This window comes from Stenotrophomonas sp. YJH_SMC_8 (genome assembly GCF_059371315.1).
The window spans coordinates 98,428-118,877 of record NZ_JCAFUL010000001.1 but is presented as its reverse complement, the minus strand read 5'-3'; the positions used below and the strand labels follow the sequence as shown (position 1 = coordinate 118,877).

Annotated in this window: 18 protein-coding genes; 6 read left to right on the top strand and 12 right to left on the bottom strand. The window is 67.8% G+C overall.

Annotated elements, in window-relative coordinates:
* Positions 1-19 precede the first annotated feature (19 nt).
* The 5 genes from AC5P88_RS00555 to AC5P88_RS00535 form a co-directional block, all read right to left on the bottom strand.
* Positions 20-1,282: an RNA polymerase sigma factor gene (locus AC5P88_RS00555; protein ID WP_495224021.1), complete on the bottom strand. Its 1,263-nt coding sequence runs from the start codon at positions 1,280-1,282 to the stop codon at positions 20-22.
* Between the two features lie 45 nt (positions 1,283-1,327).
* Positions 1,328-1,684 (bottom strand): DUF1428 domain-containing protein, encoded by a 357-nt coding sequence (locus AC5P88_RS00550; RefSeq protein ID WP_106551250.1) that lies wholly within the window; start codon positions 1,682-1,684, stop codon positions 1,328-1,330.
* Between the two features lie 23 nt (positions 1,685-1,707).
* A complete protein-coding gene (locus AC5P88_RS00545) occupies positions 1,708-2,118 on the bottom strand; it encodes a VOC family protein (RefSeq protein ID WP_106551249.1) in 411 nt (136 codons plus the stop codon).
* 34 nt (positions 2,119-2,152) lie between these two features.
* A complete protein-coding gene (locus AC5P88_RS00540; RefSeq protein WP_495224020.1) occupies positions 2,153-2,575 on the bottom strand; it encodes a VOC family protein in 423 nt (140 codons plus the stop codon).
* A gap of 67 nt (positions 2,576-2,642) precedes the next feature.
* Positions 2,643-3,056 (bottom strand): YciI family protein, encoded by a 414-nt coding sequence (locus tag AC5P88_RS00535; protein WP_043403334.1) that lies wholly within the window; start codon positions 3,054-3,056, stop codon positions 2,643-2,645.
* A gap of 738 nt (positions 3,057-3,794) precedes the next feature.
* On the opposite strand from AC5P88_RS00535, the gene AC5P88_RS00530 reads away from it, so the two are divergent.
* Positions 3,795-4,202 (top strand): YciI family protein, encoded by a 408-nt coding sequence (locus AC5P88_RS00530; protein ID WP_106551254.1) that lies wholly within the window; start codon positions 3,795-3,797, stop codon positions 4,200-4,202.
* On the opposite strand, the gene AC5P88_RS00525 is transcribed toward AC5P88_RS00530, so the two are convergent.
* On the bottom strand, positions 4,180-6,261 hold the full coding sequence (locus tag AC5P88_RS00525; RefSeq protein ID WP_495224018.1) for an NHL repeat-containing protein: 2,082 nt from the start codon (positions 6,259-6,261) through the stop codon (positions 4,180-4,182). The two genes, AC5P88_RS00530 and AC5P88_RS00525, sit on opposite strands and share 23 nt — an antisense overlap.
* Before the next feature lie 164 nt (positions 6,262-6,425).
* Here AC5P88_RS00525 and AC5P88_RS00520 point away from each other — a divergent pair, with 164 nt between their 5' ends.
* On the top strand, positions 6,426-7,946 hold the full coding sequence (locus AC5P88_RS00520) for a tetratricopeptide repeat protein (protein ID WP_495224017.1): 1,521 nt from the start codon (positions 6,426-6,428) through the stop codon (positions 7,944-7,946).
* A gap of 106 nt (positions 7,947-8,052) precedes the next feature.
* On the opposite strand, the gene AC5P88_RS00515 is transcribed toward AC5P88_RS00520, so the two are convergent.
* Positions 8,053-8,829, bottom strand: coding sequence for a lytic transglycosylase domain-containing protein (locus AC5P88_RS00515; RefSeq protein ID WP_495224016.1), 777 nt, complete (start codon positions 8,827-8,829; stop codon positions 8,053-8,055).
* A gap of 307 nt (positions 8,830-9,136) precedes the next feature.
* Positions 9,137-10,510 carry a D-serine/D-alanine/glycine transporter gene (cycA, locus tag AC5P88_RS00510; RefSeq protein ID WP_099552541.1) on the bottom strand — a complete coding sequence of 458 codons (1,374 nt, stop codon included), beginning with the start codon at positions 10,508-10,510 and terminating at the stop codon, positions 9,137-9,139.
* 230 nt (positions 10,511-10,740) lie between these two features.
* Between cycA and AC5P88_RS00505 the strand changes: the two genes are divergently transcribed.
* On the top strand, positions 10,741-12,357 hold the full coding sequence (locus tag AC5P88_RS00505; protein WP_111111666.1) for an EAL domain-containing protein: 1,617 nt from the start codon (positions 10,741-10,743) through the stop codon (positions 12,355-12,357).
* A gap of 323 nt (positions 12,358-12,680) precedes the next feature.
* On the opposite strand, the gene AC5P88_RS00500 is transcribed toward AC5P88_RS00505, so the two are convergent.
* Positions 12,681-13,865, bottom strand: coding sequence for an MFS transporter (locus AC5P88_RS00500; protein ID WP_495224015.1), 1,185 nt, complete (start codon positions 13,863-13,865; stop codon positions 12,681-12,683).
* The gene (locus AC5P88_RS00495; RefSeq protein ID WP_495224013.1) at positions 13,862-15,040 is read right to left on the bottom strand and encodes a serine hydrolase domain-containing protein; all 1,179 of its coding nucleotides are present in this window, start codon (positions 15,038-15,040) and stop codon (positions 13,862-13,864) included. Before AC5P88_RS00495 ends, AC5P88_RS00500 begins: the two co-directional genes overlap by 4 nt.
* A gap of 227 nt (positions 15,041-15,267) precedes the next feature.
* On the opposite strand from AC5P88_RS00495, the gene AC5P88_RS00490 reads away from it, so the two are divergent.
* Together AC5P88_RS00490 and AC5P88_RS00485 are read left to right on the top strand one after the other, a co-directional pair.
* Positions 15,268-16,167, top strand: a complete 900-nt coding sequence (locus AC5P88_RS00490) for a LysR family transcriptional regulator (protein WP_495224011.1) — start codon at positions 15,268-15,270, stop codon at positions 16,165-16,167.
* A 300-nt stretch (positions 16,168-16,467) separates the two neighbouring features.
* Entirely contained in the window at positions 16,468-18,075 is a 1,608-nt protein-coding gene (locus AC5P88_RS00485) for an ATP-binding cassette domain-containing protein (protein ID WP_286074837.1), read from the top strand.
* Between the two features lie 184 nt (positions 18,076-18,259).
* Here the strand turns inward: AC5P88_RS00485 and AC5P88_RS00480 are convergent, their stop codons facing one another.
* Positions 18,260-19,585, bottom strand: coding sequence for a GTP-binding protein (locus AC5P88_RS00480; protein WP_111113736.1), 1,326 nt, complete (start codon positions 19,583-19,585; stop codon positions 18,260-18,262).
* Positions 19,586-19,654: 69 nt separating this feature from the next.
* Between AC5P88_RS00480 and AC5P88_RS00475 the strand changes: the two genes are divergently transcribed.
* The gene (locus tag AC5P88_RS00475; protein ID WP_108270577.1) at positions 19,655-20,029 is read left to right on the top strand and encodes a MerC domain-containing protein; all 375 of its coding nucleotides are present in this window, start codon (positions 19,655-19,657) and stop codon (positions 20,027-20,029) included.
* 97 nt (positions 20,030-20,126) lie between these two features.
* On the opposite strand, the gene AC5P88_RS00470 is transcribed toward AC5P88_RS00475, so the two are convergent.
* Positions 20,127-20,411 carry a metal-sensing transcriptional repressor gene (locus tag AC5P88_RS00470; protein WP_495224009.1) on the bottom strand — a complete coding sequence of 95 codons (285 nt, stop codon included), beginning with the start codon at positions 20,409-20,411 and terminating at the stop codon, positions 20,127-20,129.
* Between the last annotated feature and the right edge of the window lie 39 nt (positions 20,412-20,450).

The following is a 20,450-nucleotide window of genomic DNA, read 5'->3' as shown; positions in this document are numbered from 1 at the left end:
AGTGCTGCGTTCGTCGCAGTCACTCCTGGGGCGGCAGTCCGGCCCGTTGCCGCAGCAGGCCCCGCTCCGCCTGGTTCTGGCTGAGTCTGGCGGCTTCGGCAAAAGCGTGACGTGCGTCGAGGTCACGCCCCAGCGCCTGTAGTACCTCCCCGCGGACTACCTGCAGAGGGGCGTAGTCGCGCAGGCGTGCATCAACCAGCAGCGGCTGCAGTTGTGCCCATGCAGCGAACGCGCCCTCGCTGCGCAGCACCGCCACGATCCGGTTCAATGCGACAACCGGCGAAGGCATCACCTGCAGCAACCGGGTATAGAGCGAAGCGATACGCGGCCAGTCGGTGGCTTCAGCCCGACGCGCAGCCGCATGGCAGGCGGCAATGCGCGCCTGCAGCACATAGGGGTCGTCGCCGCCACCGGCCGCCAGCGCGCGGGCCAGCACCTGCTGCCCACGCTCGATCTGCAGCCAGTCCCAGCGGGCTCGGTTCTGCTGGTCCAGCAACACCGGCGCGCCCTGCGCGTCGGTCCGTGCCGCAGCGCGCGATGCCTGTAGTTCCATCAGCGCCAGCAGGCCCAGAACCGGCGGTACCGGCAGCCGATGTGCCAGGATGCGCGCCAGCCGCAGCGCTTCCTCGCACAACGCCGGTCGCATCCAGTCATCGCCGGCGCTGGCCGCATAGCCTTCATTGAAGACCAGGTAGATCGCCTCCAGCACCGACGCCAGCCGCTCGGGCATCGCCTCCGCGCGCGGCACTTCATAGGGCACCTGCTTCTGCACCAGCGTGCGCTTGGCGCGCACGATGCGCTGGGCGATGGTCGGCTCGGGCTGCAGGAAACCACGCGCGATCTCGGTGGTGGTCAGGCCACCGAGCAGGCGCAGGGTCAGTGCCACCCGCGCATCGGCAGGCAGCACCGGGTGGCAGGCCACGAACATCAGGCGCAGCAGGTCATCACCCAGGTCATCTTCCAGCGCCTGGCTGTCATCCGGCGCTGGCAGGGGGGCCGGATGCAGTTCCTCCCCCCATTGCGCGTGCTGCTGCGCCACACGCTGGTGCTGGCGCAGCACATCGATGGCACGGTTGCGCGCAGTGGTCATCAGCCAGGCTCCGGGATTGTCCGGGATGCCCTGCTCCGGCCAGCGCTCCAGCGCGGCCAGCCAGGTGTCCTGGGCCAGCTCCTCGGCACGGCCGACATCGCCTCCGAGCAGCCGCGCCAGGCGCGCGATCAACACCGGCGACTCCATCCGCCAGAGGGTTTCCAGACGCTGTGTCAGTGCGGGATCGAGCATGCGCCGATCACAGCACGCACGCCCGGCCCGCACAAGCGCCGCAACTCACGCTTCCACAATCGGCTTGAAGCCACCCCAGAACATGCGCCTGGTATCGAACGGCATGTCCTTCGGGCCCAGCGACGCCAACCGTGGGTCGGCCATCACCTTCGCGTTGATGCGGTCGCGTGCCGCGCGCGAGCGGAACACCACGAAGGCGACGATCACCGTTTCACCGGGCCTGGCCTTCACCGCGCGCGGGAACGACGTGCTCTTGCCTGGTTCCACGTCGTCGGCCACGCACTCCATGTACTGCAGCGCGCCATGGTCCTTCCACACCGCGCCGGCCTTGCGGGCAAGGCGGCGGTAAGCCGCCACCTTGTCCTGCGGGCACGGCAGAACGTAAGCATCCACGTAAGCCATGAGGGTTCTCCCTGCGGCGACCGTCAGCCCGGCTCGCCGTCCATGTGTGCGATTTCCCAGAGATGGCCATCCAGATCCTGGAAGCCGCGCTGGTACATGAAGCCGTAGTCACGCGCTGGCTGCGGTTCGCTGGCACCGGCTGCCAGTGCCTTGTCCACCATCACGTCCACCGCCTTGCGGCTGTCCGCCGACAGGCAGGTGATCACCTCGGTGTGGCTGTGCGCATCGGCAATCGCCTTGTTGGTGAACTGCCTGAAGAACGGCTGGGTCAGCAGCATCACGAAGATGCTCTCGCTGATGACCATGCAGGCCGCATCGTCGTTGGTGAAGGTCGGGTTGAAGCTGTAGCCCAGCGCGGCGAAGAAGGCCTTGGATGCGTTGAGATCCTGCACGGGCAGGTTGACGAAGATCATCTGCGGTTGCGGCGCACTCATCGGTAAAGCTCCTCGTGGATGAAGGAAAGGGCAATCAGGGCTGCTTCATGCAGTTGACCATCCACGGCTTGCCGTAGCGATCGATCAACATGCCCCAGCGGTGCGCCCAGAACGTTTCGGCGATCGGCATCTGCACCTGGCCACCCTCGGCCAGCGCGGCGAACACGCGCTCGGCTTCCTCGATGCTGTCGACATCGACATTGATGGTGGTCGAGCCACCCTCGCCACCGCCGGGGCCATCGGCGGCCATCAGGATGGTGTTGCCGATCTCCAGCTGGCTGTGTGCGACGTGGTCGAGGGTTTCCGGCGGCATCTCGTTGCAGCCCGGCGAGCCATCGGAGGGCGGCATGTCGCGGTACTTCATTTCCGACGTGACCTGGCCACCGAGTGCCTTGGCGTAGAACGCCATCGCATCGTGGGCCTGGCCGCTGAAGCCGAGGAAGGGAATCAGTTTCATGGCACTACTCCGTTGAGGGTTTCAGGGCGGCAGCGCCGGGCCATGCCCGGCGGGGAAATGGATCGGATCAACCTTCCAGCTGTGCACGCAGACGCTGTTCCTGCTGCTGTAAGTCGGGGGTGAAGGCTTCACCGAAGTCTTCGGCGGTGATCAGGGGGCGCAGTTCCAGCGTGCCCCCGCTACCGAACGGCGCGCGGCTGGCCCACTCGACGGCCTCCTCCAGCGAGCGCACGTCCCACAGCCAGAATCCGGCGATCTGCTCGCTGGCGGGGCCGAACGGGCCAGCCTCGACCCTGGGTGCGCCGCTGCCGAAATGAATGCGGCGACCGCGCTGGGTGGCGTGCAGGCCTTCACCGGCCAGCATGATGCCGGCGGCCACGAGTTGTTCGTTGAAGGCGCCCATTTCGGACAGTTCCTGTTCGCTGGGCATGCGGCCGGCTTCGGAGTCGGCGTTGGCCTTCACGATCACCATTACTTTCATTGCAGTCTCCCGTGGGGACGCGTGGTGCGTGCCCTTCACTGGGTACAACGAACCAGGGTCACGGGAATCGACACGTCTTATGAAAATTATTTCTTCCGAGGAAAGCGTGCCTTCGGCGGGGGTCGGCGAACGGCGGAGCCCCTCCGTGGTGGGGTTGGGTTGGTCGCTGAAAGCTGGGTTCATGGGTTTGGCCGGGTGGGTAGACGGGTCGGGGGACGCCGTAAACCCATCCCTGGGGGCTTGGCCGCGGCATCCATGCCGCGGACACCCCCGCCCCGCCTACCCACCCGGCCCTGGACAGTTTCCTGCCTGCGGTACCCACCACGGGAAGATCAAGAAAAAAGGCAAAAGCAAAAGCAAAAGCAACGGCAACAGCAACGGCGGATGGCTGGCGGCCTCGGCTTTGTGAGCGAAGCGACCCGCTTTTGCTCTTGCTTGTGATTTCCCGTGGTGGGTCAGCCGCAGAGATCTGTCCAAGGCCGGGTGGGGAGGCAGGGCAGGGGCGTGAGCCGCATGGATGCGGCGACCGAGCTTACATGGACGTACTTGCAGCGCCCCCTGCCCTGCCTCCCCACCCGGCCAATCGCCAGAAAGCCAGCTTTCAGCAACCAACCCAACCCCACCACGGAGGGGCTCCGCCGTTCGCCGATCCCCGCCGAAGGCGCGCCTCCCGCGCTGCAACATGCCTACGCGCAGACCTGCGCCATCATGGGCACCCCGCCCCGCCAGGACCGTGCCATGCAGCAGTACCTGCTTCTGATCTACATCGAGCCTGCCCTGCTGCAGGCGCTGCCCATCGAAGAATTCAATGCGCTGATGCGCGACTGCCTCGCCCACGCCGACAAACTGCAGGCTGAGGGCACGCTGCTGGCCGCACAGAAACTGCAGCCGGTCGACACCGCGCAGACCCTGCGCGTGCGCGAGGGCCACAGTCGCGTACTGGATGGCCCGTTCGCCGAAACCCGTGAACTGCTGGCCGGCTTCAACCTGATCGTTGCCCGCGACCGCGACGAAGCCATGCGCATCGCCCGCGACTTCCCGTGGGCACGCTTCGGCAGCATCGAAGTGCGGCCGCTGGAAGACATGGACGCCGAGCGGGAACGCTGCGGCGCCCCGGCCGCGGCTATGGCAGCAGCCGTACCCTGATCTCGCGCGGGCCGATGCCTTCGTTGCCGCTGTAATCGCGCACGCTGGCACGCACGACGTACTCGCCCGGCGGGAGCGCTGCCGGCTGCCAGCGGCCGGTTTCCATCAGGCCATCGCGCACGGTGTTGGTCGCCAGGTAGCGGAAACGGGTCACCGCGCTGCCATGCACGGTGATGCCGCTGTCCGGCGCGTAGGCCACGCGCACGGCCTCCCGCTGCGGCGGCATGCGGTTGAACACGATGTTCCAGCGCGGCTGCTCGTAGCCCTGCAGCGGTTGACCGCCCGCATCGAGGATCTGGTAGCCCACCTGGTACATGCCCAGGCGGCGTCGTGGCAGGTTGTTGTCGACCTGGTCCCAGGCCTCCACCACGATCTGCACGCCGCGTCCCTGGCGCGCCACCATCACCACGCCATCGCTGCCTGCGGCCATTGGCTGGTCGTTGTCGTCCAGCAGCGCCACATCGGTGATGCGCGGTGCGAAGTGGTCGGCATAGTTGTGGAAGCCCAGTGCCACGGCGTTGGTCTCGAAACCACCGGTGCCGACGGCCAGGTGCACGTGCGCCTGGTTGTTGATGCTGCCCAGGCGGTCACCAACGTGGATGCGCATGCCACGACGCACGCGCATCCGCTCCAGCCTGCCCTGCTCGTCGTACAGCGCCTGCCAGCGCGCATCGAACGGTTCATTGCGCGGGGTGCGCCCCACCCGCATGTGGATGTACTTGAGGCGGTCCACCGCCAGGCCCTCGGCCTGTTCACCCAGACTCCAGGCCGCCATCGGGCTGCTGATCTTGCCATCGGCGATCGCCAGCACGGTCTGGCCCACATCACCGCGCACGTCGAAGCCCCCGTGCAGGTGATGGCGACTCTCGCCCTTGAAGTTGCCGCGCACTTCGCCGAGCGTGCCGACCACCTCGTGCCAGCCATCCTGCGGGGCAAGCGGCCAGCGCCCGCCGGTATCGGGCAACGCGGCATCGGCGGCCGGGCCGACCAGCGCCGGTGCGGGCAGTTCCCCCACCGGTAGCGGGCGCAGGCGGTGCAGGCGATAGGCCGTCGCGTCGGCCACCAGCACGCTGCCGTCGGCGTCCATCGCCAGGCCACTGGGGCGGGCCAGGCGTGGCAGTCGACCGTTGCCGACCAGTGCGATCTGGTGGCCCTGCGGCGTCACCTGCACGATGCGGCCATCCATGTCGCCCACGTACAGCACGCCATCGTGGGTGGTGGCCAACGACAGCGGCCCATTGATCACGCCACCACCACCCACCACGGTGCTGACCGTGCCATCGGCACCGACGCGGCGCACCGCGTTGTTGAACAGGTCGGCCACCAGCAACGCGCCCTGCGCGTCGAAGGCCAGTGCCACCGGCGTATCGAAGCGCGCCGCGGCGCCCACGCCATCGGCCATTCCCGGGCGCTCACCACCGGCCAGGGTGCGCACCGTGCCGTCGGTACCGATCACCCGGATACGGTCGTTGTAGGTGTCGGCCACGTAGACCTGGCCCTGCGCGTCCACTGCGATGCCCATCGGTGCATCGAAGCGCGCCTGCGCGGCCGCTCCATCGGCATGGCCCCGTTCACCACCGGCCAGCGTGCTGACCTGGCCATCGGTGCCGATGCGGCGGATCGCATGGTTGCCGGTGTCGGCCACGTACAGGTTGCCCTGCGCATCGGTCGCGATGCCCGAAGGCGTATTGAAGCTGGCCTGCAACGCCGGGCCATCAACGCGTCCCTCGCCCTGCCCGGCTACGGTTTCGACGCGGCCATCGGGCAGGCGGCGGCGGATCCGGTTGTTGTCGCCGGCATCGGTGAAGTAGATGCTGCCATCGGCGCCGCGCAGCAATGAATACGGGTCGGCGAAGCGGGCCTGCGCGGCGGCACCGTCGCGGTCACCCGGATGACCATCGCCGGCAAGCGGCTCGATCTGCGCAGTCCAGGCCAGGGGCGTGGGCGCGGGGCCTGCGGGTTCAGCCAGCGTGTGCAGCGGTGCCTCCCACCAGGTCGCCGCCAATGCCACTGCCGTTGCCAACGCCACGCCTGCCGCCATCCATTGCCACCGTGCCATCGCGCTGCGCTACCTGCTGCTGTGTGAAGAGGTACCGACAATAGACGCTGCGCACGGGATGCGCCACGGCCAATCGTGCGACCGGATACCAGAGTTCCATGCACCGCGCTTGTTCTCGTTGGCCACAGCAGGTTCAATGCGGTTCCCACGGATGGAGATCCTCCATGCCCCGCACGCTCCCCCTCGCCGCCCTGCTGATCGCCACGCTGGCCAGCACGCCCGTGTCCGCCTCGATCACGGTGGCACCCCAGAAGCCCTCGGTCACCAGCGACGCGGTACACATGGCCTACGCCACGCGCTGGGATGAGGCGATCCAGCAGTCGCGCAGCGGCAACACGCTGGGGGCGCTGATTGCCATGGAACGGCTGATGGAGGATCCGCTGCTGGATGACTTCGACGCCGAGCGACGGGGCCGTGCCTCGCAGGTGGCCGGCTGGACCGCACTGATGCAGAAGAAGCCAGCCCAGGCCCGCCGTTATCTGCAGCGGGCGATGGAAGCGTTGCCCGACGATACGCAGATCCTGCTCACCGTGATGTCGGTGGAGCTGTCCGAGAACCAGCCTGCGGCGGCCACCCGCTATCTGGTGCAGGCGCTGAAACATGCCGACGGGCCCGTGCCACTCGATCACCAGGCAATCGGCTACCTGCAGTACCGCCTGCGCGATCAGCCACGGCAGCGCATGGACCTGCTGCAGGCGCTGTTCGACAACGGCTGGAAGCGCAATGGCCTGGAGCCGGCCGGACTGTGGCTGGCACTGGCCACGCTGCAGGCCGAGAACGGTCGCGGCGATGCGATCCCGGCCACGCTGGCCCGCATCGACAGCCCCGCCGAGATCATCCAGCTGCGCAGCGACAAGCGCTTCGACCGTTATGTCGACCGTGCCGATCCGCGCTTCGACCCGGTACAGGTCGCGCAGAAGCACCTGGACGACCTGCGGGTGTCCGGCCTGCTTGATCGCAAGCTGGACGCGCGCATGGCCCAGTTCAGCGTCACGCTGCTGATGCTGAACCGCAATGAAGAAGTGCTGGCACTGACCGACGGCATGGCCCGTGCGGCCGCCGAAGGTGAATCGCCGTCGGCGGAGGAAGCCGAGTGGGTGGCGTGGCTGCTCAACAGCCGGTTCACCGCATTGCGCCGGCTGGGCCGCACCGACGATGCCCTGGCGGCGGCGCAACAGGCGGCCCGCATCGGCGCACTCGGCCCGGACGACATCGAGCACCGGCTGAATGTCGGCTTCGTGTTCACCTCGCTGGGACGTATGCAGGATGCAGCGCAGGCCGTGAAGGACCTCCCCGGTCTCGGCGCCTACGGCAAAGCCGCACAAGCCCTGGTGCAGTTCGCTGCCGCCCGCGAACGCGGCGATGCCCAGGCAATGGAAGCCGCACGCTCGGTGATCCTCGCCCAGCGCGACGACGCGCGCCTGTTCCATCGCGAGATGCTGCTGGACGAAGGCAACCTGGACGGCGCAGCCGCAGTGCTGATCGAACAGCTGCGCTCCCCCACCGACCGTGGCGAGACGCTGGCCAGCCTGCAGGACATGCGCACCTATCCGTCATTGCCGGGCGACGTGAAGATCGATGCAGCCTGGCGTGCGCTCAAGCAACGCGCCGATGTGCAGGCCGAGGTTGCCCGTCTTGGCCGCATCGAGCGCTACGAACTGGTCAGCTCCTCCACTTCGCGCTGAGCGCATTTCCTGTAGAGCCGAGCCCATGCTCGGCTGCGCTGACAGCAGCCGAGCATGGGCTCGGCTCTACAACACCCTCCGCAACCGCGCGCACAGCACCGCCTGCCTAGCGCGCGGGCACCTCGGTGCGGATGCCCATCGCTTCGCGGTAGCGTGCGTACAGCGCCATCACCTTGTCCACATAGGCCAGGGTTTCGGCATACGGCGGCACGCCCTTGTAGCGGGTGACCGCACCGATACCGGCGTTGTAGGCCGCCGCCGCCAGCGGCCTGTCACCGTTGTAGCGGCGCAGCAGCGCGCGCATGTAGCGCGCGCCACCATCGATCGACTGCTGCGGCGAGAAAGGATCGCGCACACCGAATTCCTGCGCGGTCTCGGGCATCAGCTGCATCACGCCCTTCGCGCCTTTGCTCGAGACCGCCAGCGCATCGAAATTGCTCTCGGCATGGGCAATTGCACGCAGCCAGGCGTCGTCGACGCCGGTGGCCTTGGCGGCGGCCTTGAACTGCTTGGCATGCTGGGCCAGCTGCGGCTTGCCGACCTTGCCAAGGCCCTCGTGGGCGGGCTCACCCGGCGGCGTGGCCACGGTGAACTTCAGGAACACCCGCGAACCGGGCAGGTTGCGGGTGGAATAGACCAGCACGCCATCCTGCTCGCGCTCGTACAGCACACCACTGAACACACCCATGTTGCCCCACAGGTTCGGGGCCTGGATGGCGTTGTCGTCGATTTCCTTCGGGGTGCAACGTGAACCGGGTTCCGGAGCAGTGGCCAGGCTGACGGTGTTGCCCTGCACGCAGCGGTAGACGGTGCGCGCGGCGGCCAGCCCCGGCCATAGGCTGGACAGCAGCAACAGTGCGATGGCGGCAGGGCGGGTAAACATGGCGGCCGGATGATCCGGCCGCGCCCGCTAACGCCAAGTGAATGGGGATAGGGCGGGTACCGGGACCCGCAACGGAACTGGAACTGGCACCGGTAGCTGCACCGGTAGAGTCGACTGTTAGTCGACTATCGCGCGCCGCGCGGGGTTTTGCGGTGGCCCATGGGAGAGCAGTCGACTAACAGTCGACTCTACCGACGTTCCGACGTTCCGACGTTCCGAAGTTCCGATTTCCGAAGTTCCGATTTCCGACGTTCCCGATCTCCAACGTTCGCGATTTCCGGAATTGCCGCCCCCTCCGCATCCCCGGTCATTTCGCCGTTCTGCGTCGCACCCAGTACCCCACACCCAGCAGCACGAACCACGCCGGGCTGGCGATCAGCGCCTGACGGGTGTCGCCCTGCAGGCTCAGCAGCACCAGTACGCCGGCGAAGAACACCAGGCAGGCCCAGCACATGGCGACGCCGCCAGGCATCTTGAAGATGGAGGCGGCGTGGCGCTCCGGGTAGCGGCGGCGGTAGACCATGTAGGCCACCAGGATCAGCGACCAGACAAAAATGAAGAGCACGGTGGCCAGCGTGGTCACCAGGGTGAAGGCCGTCACCAGGTTCGGAATCAGGTAGATCAGCAACGTGCCGCCCAGCAGGCACAGGCAGGAGAACAGCAGGCCGCGGGCCGGCACCGCCGCGCGTGACAACCGCGACAGCCCACGCGGTGCGTGGCCCTCTTCGGCCAGGCCATACAGCATGCGGCTGGTGGAGAAGATGCCGCTGTTGGCAGACGAAGTGGCCGAGGTCAGCACCACGAAGTTGATCAGGCTGGCGGCGGCGGGAATGCCGGCCAGTACGAACAACTGCACGAACGGGCTCTTGTCCGGCACCACCTGGCGCCACGGGGTGACCGCCATGATCGCGATCAGCGCCAGCACGTAGAAGATGATGATGCGCACCGGGATCGAGTTGATCGCCTTGGGCAGGTTGCGCTCGGGGTCGGCGGTTTCGGCGGCGGTGGTGCCGACCAGCTCGATGCCGACGAAGGCGAACACCGCAATCTGGAAGCCAGCGAAGAAGCCGACCAGCCCCATCGGGAACATGCCACCGTCATTCCACAGGTTCGACAGCGCCGCGGTGTGGCCACTGGGCGAGGTGAAACCCCACGCCACCAGCCCGGCACCGGTGATGATCAGCGCGCAGATCGCCACGATCTTGATCAGCGCAAACCAGAATTCCATTTCGCCGAACAGCTTCACCGTCACCAGGTTCAACGACAGCAGCAGCATCACGCACGCCAGCGCCGGCTTCCAGGCCTCAAGCCCGGGGAACCAGAACTGCGCGTAGGCGGCAATCGCGATCACGTCGGCGATGGCGGTGACGATCCAGCAGAACCAGTACGTCCATCCGCAGAAAAAGCCGGCCCAGGGGCCGAGCAGGTCGGTGGAGAAGTCGATGAAGGATTTGTAGTTCAGGTTGGACAGCAGCAGCTCGCCCATCGCGCGCATCACGAAGAACAGCATCGCGCCGATGATCAGGTAGACGAAGACGATGGATGGGCCCGCCAGGCTGATGGTCTTGCCCGAGCCCATGAACAGGCCGGTGCCGATGGCACCACCGATGGCGATCAGTTGCAGGTGGCGGTTGGACAGGCTGCGGCGCAGGTGCTCGGGGGGCGTGGCGGGCTCGGTCATGGGCGCGGGAAAGGGGCGGGCGAAGCGTTCGACGGTAGTCCTCCGCGCGTCGGAGCGCCAGCACCGGATGGGCTGATCCCGTCAAACTTGGCCGCTTTCATCACAATGTGACGAAATGCCGGGTCGAGCCCATTCCTCCCGGCCCGGCGCCATGCTCAGATAGCCGCACCTGCCCAAGGATCGGCCCAGTCCATGCACCCTGCCCTGCCCGCCCTGCTGGAGCCCCGGCCATGAGCCGGCTGCGCGTGATCATTGGCGGCACCGCACTGGCGCTGCTGGCCGCGGCTGTGCCGATCGCAGTGATGGCCTATGCCACCTGGGACCGTGCGGTCAGTGTCGAGCAGCAGCGCCTGCGCGACATCGCCGGCCGCACCCTGCGACGCTCCGACCAGTCCTACCTGGAAGCGCTGGCCGCGTTGAAGTCCGCCGAGGCCGGCGCCTACGACCCGTGCGGGCCGGACCACATCCGGCGCATGCAGACTCTGGTGATGACCACGTCGTCGGTCGACCAGATGGGCTATTTCGAGGGCGGCAAGCTGCGTTGCACGTCGTGGGGGCCGTTCCCATCCGACGTGAACCAGCCCAAGGCCGACCATGTCACCAGTGACGGTGCGGGGATTGCGGTGGATGTCCGGCCCGAAACCAGTGGCCGGCGGCAGATGCTGGCCATCCTGTACGGCAACTACGATGTGCTGGTCGATCCGCGCCGCTTCGTCGACGTCATCGTCGACCCGCACGTGCGCCTGGCCCTGGCCAGCCCGGACGGCCGCCTGCTGGCCAGGCAGGAGGGCATGGACCCGGCGCTGCTGGAAGCGCTGCTGCGAGCCCCGGGCGAAGGCCTGGACCAGAACACGCTGTACGCCACCGCCCGCAACGAGGAGTGGCTGGCGATCGCAACCACGCCACGTACCGCTTTGGCTGCGACCTTCCGCCAGCAGGCGTGGCTGTTCGTGCCGCTGGGCGTCCTGCTGGCCACCGCCGGTGCCGGCCTGGTGATCTGGCTGTCACGTCGCCGCCTGTCGCTGCGCGGCGAACTGGCCACCGCGATCCGGCGCCGCGAGCTGTACCTGCACTACCAGCCGATCATCGAACTGGATACCGGCATCTGCGTCGGCGCCGAGGCGTTGATCCGATGGCAGCGCCCGGATGGCACCCAGGTGCGTCCGGACCTGTTCATTCCGCTGGCCGAAGAGGCCGGCATGATCGCCGACGTCACCGACCTGGTGATCGAGAACGTGGTACGCGACATGCGCGAGCTGCTGGTGGCTGATCGCAGCGCGCACATCGCGATCAATCTTGCCGCCGAGGACATCAGCAGCGGCCGCGCCTTGAAGATGATCTCCAAGCACATGGCCGGCAGCGGCATCCTGCCGCAGCAGATCTGGATGGAAGCCACCGAGCGCGGCTTCCTCGATCTGGACCGCGCACGCACGATGCTGGCGCAGGCACGCCGCGCGGGCCACAGCGTGGCCATCGATGATTTCGGTGTGGGCTTTTCCAGCCTGCAGTACCTGGAGCAGCTGCCGCTGGATGCGCTGAAGATCGACAAGTCGTTCATCGATGCGATCGGCACCGAGAGTGCGACCAGCCCGGTGACCCCGCACATCATCGACATGGCCAAGGAACTGGGGCTGTGGGTGGTGGCCGAGGGCGTGGAGACCGAAGCACAGCTGGCCTATCTGCACAGCCGCAAGGTGGAATTCGGACAGGGCTGGCTGTTCTCGCGGCCACTGCCACGTGATGAGTTCGTGGCGTTCCATCACAAGCGGCAGCAGCGCTATGGCGCCGCGCGGGAGGACATGCAGAACCCGCGGAGCGTGCCGATCGAGCGTGAGGGAGTGGAGTAGGACGGCGAACGGCAGAGCCCCTCGTGGTGGGTCGCGCCCGGTGGATCCATCAGGTGGGGCCGGGTGGATGGGTCGCGCAGGGGGCGCTGCAAGTACGTCCATGTAAGCTCGATCGCCGCATCCATGCGGCTCACGCCCCTGCGCAACCCACCCACCCGGCCACGGACACATTGCGGCGGCGTGCCACCACGGAATCAACAGAAGAAAGCAAAAGCAGAAGCAAACGCGGGTCGCTGCGCTCGGTAGATCCACGCCATGCGTGGATGGCGTGAACCACGGTAGTGCCGGCGGTTGGCCGGCACCACATCACCGATGATCGCGGCCTACACCCACGCCTTCGGCCGTGCCAGCAACCATGCAGCGGTCACCGCCAGCAGCAGCAACGGCAACCATCCCAACTGGGTGGGCCCACCGGTCTGCAGCAGCACACCACCCGCCACACCTCCCGCAGCAATGGCCAGGTTCCAGCCGGTCACCAGCATCGATTGCGCCAGATCCGCGGCGGCACCGGCACGGCGGGCGAGTGCGGTCTGGAACAGGGTCGGCACCGCGCCGAAGGCCACGCCCCACAGGATCGTTGCCAGCAGCAGCGCGGTCGCGTTGCCCGGCCACAGCAGCAGCGCCAGCACCGGCAGGATGAAGCCGATCACCGCCGCCCACACCAGCGTGCGCAGGTGGCGGTCCACGCCCCAGCCGGCAATACCGATGCCGGCAATCGCCGCCAGGCCGAAGGCCAGCAGCAGGCGGTCCAGCCACGGGCCCGCCCCCGCCTCCACTGCCAGCGGTTCGATGTAGGTGTAGAGCACGTTGTGTGCGAGTACGTACAGCACCATCACCAGCAGTGCACTGCGCACGCCGGGCATGCGCCAGACCGCGCCCAGCGATGTGCGCTTGCCGGCACCCGCAGCAGGCAAGGCTGGCAGCGCCCAACGCGCATACGCCAGCAGCCCCACGCCCAGCACGCTCATCAATGCGAACGCCCAGCGCCAGCCGATCTGCTGGCCCAGCAGCGTGCCCGCCGGTACGCCCAGCGACAGCGCCAACGGCGATCCGACCATTGCCACCGCAATCGCCCGGCCCTGCAGCGAAGGCACCACCATGCGTGCGGCATAGCCGGCCACCAGCGACCACAGCAGCCCGCCGCTCACGCCCGCCAGGAAACGTGCGGCGAGGATCAGCGCATAGCTGCTGCTCAACGCGGTCAGCGTATTGACCACCACGAAGCCAGCAATCGCCGCCAGCAACAGCGGGCGTCGTGGCAGGCGCTGGGTCAGCGCGGTCATCGGCAATGCGGCCATCACCGAGCCCAGCGCATACACGCTCACCAGCTGCCCCACCGCCGCATCGCTCACGCCCAGGCTGTCGCCCATCGGCCGCAATACACCGGCCGGCAAGGTCTCGGTCAGCAGGGTGATGAAGCCGCCGCCGGCCAGTGCCAGCAGGCCGGCCCATGGCAGACGCGTGGCTTCACCGGCCGGGCTGGCCGCATCGATGGCATGGCCGCTCATCGCGCAGTCCCCAGGTCGGCATACACCGCATCGCGCAGTTCATCGACAAAGGCGCCGTCCATGCCTTCGTACAGCGTGTTGGTCAGCGCCACCACGCTCAGGCCACGCGCAGGATCGACAAACCAGCTGTGGCCGTAGGCACCGCCCCACCGCCATGTACCTGCGTTCTGCGGCGTACCGCTGGCGGCAGCATCGCGCAGCACCGCAAAGCCAAGGCCGAAGCCCCAGCCGGGCGGTTCCGGCGGCCCCTGCTCGCCCACCTGCGGGGTCGCCATCTCCGCCACCAGCTGGGGCGGCAACACGCCGGAGCGCTGCCCGTCGCGCAACGCTTCCAGCACCACCATCACCTCATCGGCGCTACCCACCAGGCCCGCGCCGGCCGAAGGGAACCGGCTGGCATCGGTCGCGCGGGCGAGGCTGTACTCGATGCCCACCGTGCCCTCGAACGGGGCGACCACCTCGCCTTGGCGCAGGCGGTGCGGCTGCGGTGTGTCGGTGACATACGGCGTGGCCAGCCGCGCCGCATCGTGGGTGGCGAAAGCGGTATCGCGCAGGCCCAGGGGCGCAGCCAGCAAGCGGGCGAACAAGGCCTGCAGCGTTTCACCGGTTGCCGCTTCCGCCACTGCGCCGGCCACGTCCACGCCCAGCGAATACATCCACTGGCTGCCCGGTGCGAACAGCAGTGGCGCCTGCGCGATGCGGCGCACGTTCTCGGCCAGGGTCAACGGGTTGGCATCCATGCCGTCGCTGACACCCGCGCGCGCATAGGGGCCATCCGCGTCGGCTTCGAGGAAGCGGTAGCCCAGCCCACTGCTGTGGCTGAGAAGCTGGCGCAGGCTGATCGGCGGCGTGCTGCCATCGGCCAGCGCCGGGCGGAAGTCCGGCAACCAGCGCTGCACCGGTGCATCGAGGTCGAGCACGCCCTCGGCCACTAGGCGCAGGATCACCGTGGTCAGCAGCGGCTTGCTCACCGAGGCCAGCCGGAACAGCTGGTCGCGCTGCATCGGCGTGGCCCACTCGCGATCCGCCAGGCCCGTGGCGCTGGCATGGCGCAGCACGCCGTGCTCGCGCACCAGCACCACCGCACCGACCAGGCGCTGCGGGTGGACCTGCTGCAGCAGCCGCTGCACCGAAGGCAGTGTCGGCGCAGGTTCGAAGGAAGGAGCGGCATTCATCGCGGTGATCCATGGGGGAGAGGCCGCCACGTTAGGCAGCGGGCGTCCGTGCAAAAAGCCGGTTGCCGCTCCGGGCATCATGGACCGTGCAGTCCGCAATCGGCATGATGGCCGGAACTGCAAGGCCGCAACGGTCCCCACTCCCCCCGCACCACAGTGTTGCGATGGCGGAGCCGCCCGCCGCGGTCGCGCCGACCTACCCTGCCGCTTTCACCGCCCGCACGCCCATGTCAGTCCTGGACAACCTCGCCAACCTGCAGACCTTCGTGCATGCCGCCGACACCCGCAGCTTTGTCGAGACCGGGCGCCTGCAGGGCATATCCGCCTCGGCAGCGGGCAAGTGCGTGGCGCGGCTGGAGCACGCACTGGGCGTGCGCCTGTTCCATCGCAGCACGCGCAGCATCACCCTCACCGCCGAGGGCCAGCTGTTCCTGGCGCGCTGCCGGCGCATCCTCGACGAGCGCGACGCTGCCCGCACCGAACTGGCGCAGCCACACGCCTCACCCAAGGGCACGCTGCGCATCAGCCTGCCCCTGGTTGGCGACCTCACCCTGCCGTTGATGGCCGAATTCATGGCGGCGTATCCCGACATCCGCCTCGACCTGGATTTCAGCGATCGGCTGGTCGACGTCATCGAGGAAGGTTTCGATGCGGTGCTGCGCGTCGGTGAGCCCAGCGACTCGCGCATGAACGCACGGCGGCTGGGCGTGTTCCCGCGCCGCATCGTCGCCTCCCCCGCCTATCTGCAGCGCCGCGGCATTCCACGCACGCCAGCGGAGCTGATGCAGCACACCCTGCTGCACTACCGCTTCCCCAGCACCGGCAAGCTGGAACTGTGGCCAATCCACTGGCCCGACCATGAAACACCACAGGAACTGCCGGTGCACATGGTGGCCAACACCATCGAAGCGCGGGTGGCACTGGCGCTTCGCGATATCGGCCTGGCCTTCGTGCCGGTGCACTCGGTGCGCGACGCGCTGGCCGACGGTCGCCTGGTCACCGTGCTGGACGAGCATGTGCATTCCTGCGGCATCTTCCATCTGTTGTGGCCTTCCGGCCGCCACGTGTTGCCGAAGCTGCGGGTGTTCATCGATTTCGTCAGCGAACGCCTGGAAACCGTGCCGTAGGCCCGAAAGCTCCACGGCATACGCCACGTCGCGGTAGATCCACGCCATGCGTGGATGCTTCTCGCGGCGAAAGGAAGCCGAGCATCGGCTCGGCTCTACAGAACCGCCCGATCATTGGTAGCGCCGGGCCATGCCCGGCGGCCGCGCACCCGACCATTCAGCCACTGCCGCTATACTGGCCGCTCATTCCTCCCAGAGGCTCGCGACCAATGCGCCATTGATGCCGCCGTCTTCCCAACAGACGGCCTGACTCTTCCCGCCCCTGCGCGCAGGGGAGAACCCGGCATCCATGGAGGTCGCATGACCACACATTCCCTCACGCTCGATCGCGTGTCGTATCGGCTGGCCGACGGCCGCCCGCTGTTTTCCGACCTTTCGTTTTCCTTCGATCCGGTCGCCACCGGCCTGGTCGGTGCCAACGGCGCCGGCAAGAGCGTGCTGGCACGCCTGTTGGCCGGCCGCCTGTCACCCGACAGCGGCCAGGTACGCGGCAGCGGCCGCGTATTCCTGTTGCCCACGCCCGGCTATCCACCGTCCGGCACCGTGGGCGAGCTCGCCGGCGTCGGCAAGGCACTGGCCGCGCTGACGCGCATCGAAGCGGGCAGCGTGGATGAGGCCGACTTCGCCTGCGTCGGTGACCACTGGGATCTGCGTGATCGCCTGCAACAGCAATGGCAGGCATTGCGCCTGCCCGGTGATCTCGATCCCGACCAGCCCGCCGCACGCCTCAGCGGTGGCCAGGCGATGCAGGTAGCGCTGTCCGGTGCCTGGGCCAGCGACGCCGACTGGCTCATCCTGGACGAACCCAGCAACCATCTCGACGTGCGGCATCGACAGCAGCTGTACGAACAGCTGCAGCAATGGCGCGGCGGCCTGCTGGCGATCAGCCATGATCGCGAACTGCTTGGGCACATGCAGCAGATCGTCGAACTGGACGCACGGGGACTGCACCGCTATGGCGGGCCGTGGCAGCACTACGCCGACGCGCGTGCCGCCGAACGCGAAGCTGCCGCCGCCCAACTCGACCATGCGCGCGCCCAGCACCGCCAGCAGCAGCGCAGCGCGCGTGAGCAGCACGAACGGCAGCAGCAACGCCAGGCACGCGGCAACCGCGATGCGAAGCAGGCCAACCAGGCACCGATCCTGCTGGGCCGGCAGAAGCAGCGCGCCGAGGCCAGCCAGGGTCGATCGCAGCAGATCCAGGCCGAGCGCCTGCTGGCCAGCGCCGGCCAGCTGCGCGCAGCGGCATCAGCGGTTCACGCGGCGCCGGAACTGGCACTGTTTGCCGGTGAAGGCGAACGCGGCAGTTCACGCCTGCTGCAAGCGGAGTCGCTGGTGCTTCCGCATGGGTGCAGCGCTCCATTGCAGCTCGAGATCCGACGCGGGCAGCGCATCGCTGTGGTCGGTGACAACGGTGCTGGAAAATCCACCCTGCTGCGTGTGCTGGCAGGGCACCTGCCCGCGCGCAGTGGCACCGTGCAACGGCATGCGCCATTGGCACTGCTTGACCAGCAGCTGTTGGGATTGTCTGGCGGGCACAGCATCCTGGAGACGGTGCAGGCGGCAAACCCGGGCACCGATGTGGGCGAACTGCGCACGCGGCTTGCCCTGCTCGGGCTGGACGCACAACGCATCCAGCGGGCAGCCCATGGCCTCAGCGATGGCGAGCGCGTAAAGGGTGCGCTGGCCAGCGTCCTGTATGCCGATCCCGCCCCACAGCTGTTGCTGCTGGACGAACCCGGTAATGCGCTGGATCTGAGTGCATTGCAGGCGTTGGAGGAACTGCTTGCGGCCTGGCCGGGTGCACTGATGATGGTCAGCCACGACCGGCATCTGCTGCAGGCGTTGCGACCGACACAGGTGCTGCACGTCACCGCAGACGGTTGGCAGTGGCGCGAGACGCTGTAGATCCACGCCATGCGTGGATTCGATTCTGTAGAGCCGAGCCGATGCTCGGCTGCAGTTGCAGTACAGCCACGCCATGCGTGGATGGAATGATCCGCCAGCCGAGCGTGGGCTCGGCTCTACAAGGCGGGCAAAGACCGGTTGAACCGCCATCCACGCATGGCGTGGATCCAGTGGAGCCGTTCGATCAACGCTTCCACACCGGGAACGACTGCGGCAGCTGCTGCCACAGCAGCGGCCCCGCACGCAGTTCCTGGTCATTGAGCAGGCAGGCATCCAGCTCCGCACGCACCGCGCGCTCATCCATGTGCACGCCAATCACCACCAGTTCCTGGCGACGATCGCCCCACAAGGGATGCCACAGCCGCTGCATCGCCGCGTGCGCGGCCGAATCCGGAAACTCCTCCAGGCCCGGCAACGGCGCGCTCCAGCAATCGGCCTGCTGCCGGGCCCAGCCAAGATCGCTGTAGGGCAGGGGCGTGGGTGGCAGCAGTGGTGTGGTGTCCTCGATGCCCGCACGCACGCGATCGCGCGCGGCGTACCAGAAGCCCGCCGCCTGCGTGCGCGTCGCTGCGCCCACCGTGTTCAGTTCGCCCACCCAGTCCATGCGGTTGGCCAGCCAGAACCAGCCCTTGCTGCGGATCACGCCGGGCATGCCCGACTGCAGCGCGCGCGCGAAGCGCCCGGGATGGAACGGCCGCCGCGAGCGATAGACAAAGCTGCCGATCCCGTACTCCTCCGTTTCCGGCGTGTGCTCACCACGCAGTTCCTTCACCCAGCCCGGCGCACGTTGTGCACGCTCCATATCGAAGCGACCGGTATCCAGCAGCTCCGCCAGCGGCACATCACCGAAGCTGGACAGCAGCAGCCTGGCGTCGCGGTTCAACCCGCGCAGCACGGCCAGCGTGTCCTGCAGCACCTCGTCGTCCACCTGGTCCACCTTGCTGACCACGATCACGTCGGCGAACTCGACCTGCTCGCACAGCAGGTCAACCACCCCGCGATCATCCTCCGGGCCGGCCTGCTGGCCACGCTCGGCCAGGCGCAGCGTCGAACCGAAGTCGGCAAGGAAGGCGCTGCCATCGACCACGGTCACCATCGTGTCCAGGCGCGCAATGTCACTCAGGCTGAAGCCATGCTCGTCGCGCACAGCAAAGGTGGCGGCCACCGGCATCGGTTCGCCGATGCCGGTCGATTCGATCAGCAGGTAGTCATAGCGACCCGCATCGGCGAGGCGCCGCACTTCCTGCAGCAGGTCATCGCGCAGCGTGCAGCAGATGCAGCCGTTGCTGAATTCCACCAGCGTCTCTTCGGTGCGGCGCAGTTCGGCGCCGCCTTCGCGCACCAGCTGTGCGTCGATGTTGACCTCGCTCATGTCGTTGACGATGACCGCCACGCGCAGGCCCTCACGGTTGCGCAGGATCTGGTTGAGCAGGGTGGTTTTGCCGGCCCCGAGGAAGCCGGACAGCACGGTGACCGGAAGGCGACGGTCGGCGCGGGAAACAGTGTTCATGTCGGAGCGGGTTGGCTGCGGAACGGAAATGTTACTGTATAACATCTGTTGTGCAAGGAACCTCCCCCGATGAAGTCGCCTTCCGCCGCCCTGCTCGATGCCGGTGCGGTCGCCCTGTCCAGCCTGTGCCTGCTCCATTGCCTGGCACTGCCTCTGCTCGCCGCCGCGTTGCCGCTGTTCGGCACCTGGGCCGAAGCCGAATGGGTGCACCTGCTGTTCGTGGCCATCGCCCTGCCGCTGACCGGCTATGCGCTGTGGCGGGCCGAGCGACGTCATCCGCTGCCTGCACTGGCCTGGGCCACCGCCGGTGCCGGTCTGGGGCTGTTGCTGGCCGGCGCGCTGGCCCTTCCCTCGCATGACTGGGAAACGCCGATGACCGTTACCGGCAGCCTGCTGCTGGCCGCAACGCATATCTGGAACGCGCGGCACCGGCACGCAGGGTAGAGTCGACTGTTAGTCGACTGCTCTTCGCTCGGGCTGCATAGAACCCCGCGCTTCGCGCGATAGTCGACTAACAGTCGACTCTACCCCCCCCCACGGCCTATTTGCCGTAGCGGCGCAGCAGCTCCACCAGCACTTCGGCTTCGGCGGCCCGCTGCTGCGGGTCTTCGGCGCCCACCACGTGCTCCTGCAGGTGCTCGTGCAGCAGCTCCATCAGCAGGCTGTGTGCGGCACCGCGCACCGCGGCGACCTGCACCAGCACGTCCACGCAGTCGCCCGCCTCGCCCTCGGGCTTGTCCAGCGCCTGTTCCAACGCCGCCACCTGGCCGCCGATACGGCGTACCCGGGTCAGCAGCTGCTTTCGATTCTTGTGTACATGGGCCATGGTGGGATCGTATACCCTATGGGGGTATCCTTCCACCCA